This window comes from uncultured Lacinutrix sp., from assembly GCF_947500325.1.
GTDB lineage: Bacteria > Bacteroidota > Bacteroidia > Flavobacteriales > Flavobacteriaceae > Lacinutrix.
On sequence record NZ_CANMRQ010000053.1, the window covers coordinates 1 to 1,502 of the forward strand.

A 1,502-nucleotide genomic window follows, 5' to 3' on the forward strand; every position below is an offset into this window, starting at 1 on the left:
GATTACGGTGTTTGTGATAATGCAACAGATGGAGATGACACCAACGGTTTTACAGAGTTTGATTTAACAACTCAAGATGCGTTATTAATAAATGGGCAAGCCAATACAACAGTAACATATTTTGAAACAGCACTAGATGCACAAAACAACGCTAATCCTATTGCAACCCCAGCAGCCTATACAAATACAACAGCCATTACACAGGTAATACATGTTCGTTTAGATAACACTGTTACAGGCTGTTTTTCAGTCACACAATTTAATATTGTTGTTAATCCGTTACCAGAAGTTCAAAACGCTACATTAGTACAATGTGATGAAGATGGTACACCTGATGGATTTACGCAGTACAATTTAGACGAAGCCAATGAAAATGTAATGGTTAGTGGCGATACTACAGGTTTTAATTACACACATCATTTAACTTTAGCAGAGGCTCAAAATGGAACAAATGTTCTAACACCTGCACCTTTTACAAATACAGTAAACCCACAAACAATATATGTAAGAATTGAAAATGCAACAACAGGCTGTTTCCGTACTTCAGAATACGTATTAGATGTAACAGCAACCGATATTGGAAATGCAGGCTTAAGTACCTGTGATGATGATTATGATGGACTTGCAGAGTTTACACTTTCTGATGCAGATGCTATCATTCTTGCAGCATTACCTCCAGGATTAAATGTCGATTATTATGCTACAGCAAATGATGCGCAATTAGAAATCAATCAATTACCAAATCTTTACACTAATACCACACCATTTGTACAAACTATTTTTATACGTGTAGAAAATGCTAATGAATGCTTTGGTATAGCTAATATGGATCTTACAGTAAATCCATTACCACAAAATAACACTGTAAATGATTTTATAGTATGTAGTGATACTCCCGATGTTACCAACATAGATTTAACTCAATTTGATGCAGAAGTATTAGGGACTCAAAATGCAGCAGATGTCACTATTAATTATTATGACTCACAATTTAATGCAGACAATAATATGAATGCCTTAACGAGTCCATATACAAATACAAGTAATCCACAAACACTATATGTAAGGGTTCAAGACAATACAACCAACTGTTTTATTACCTTAATAAATTTTGATATTATAATCAATGTCAATCCAACACCAGTAGTGCCAACACCATTAATAGTTTGTGATGATGCAACACCAGATGGAATAACAGATTTTGATTTAAACATCAAAAACAATGAAATTTCAGGAAATAATCCGGACTATGCAGTAACATATTACCTAACGCAAGCAGATGCAGATGCAGAAGTAAATCCGCTAGCAATACCATACACTAATATTACACCAAATGCACAGCAAATATTTGTACGTGTAGAAGATATAAATACAGGTTGTTATACAACAACAACTCTAGATTTAGCAGTAGAACAAGCACCTATAGCATTCACTCCAACCCCTTTAGAGTATTGTGATCCCGACAGTGATGGTTTTGGAGAGTTTACTTTAACCGATGCGGA

Annotated in this window: 1 pseudogene; it reads left to right on the top strand. The window is 34.7% G+C overall.

Features of this window, described 5'->3' with window-relative positions:
• Positions 1-1,502, top strand: a pseudogene (locus Q0997_RS20105) (CUB protein); the annotation flags it as partial.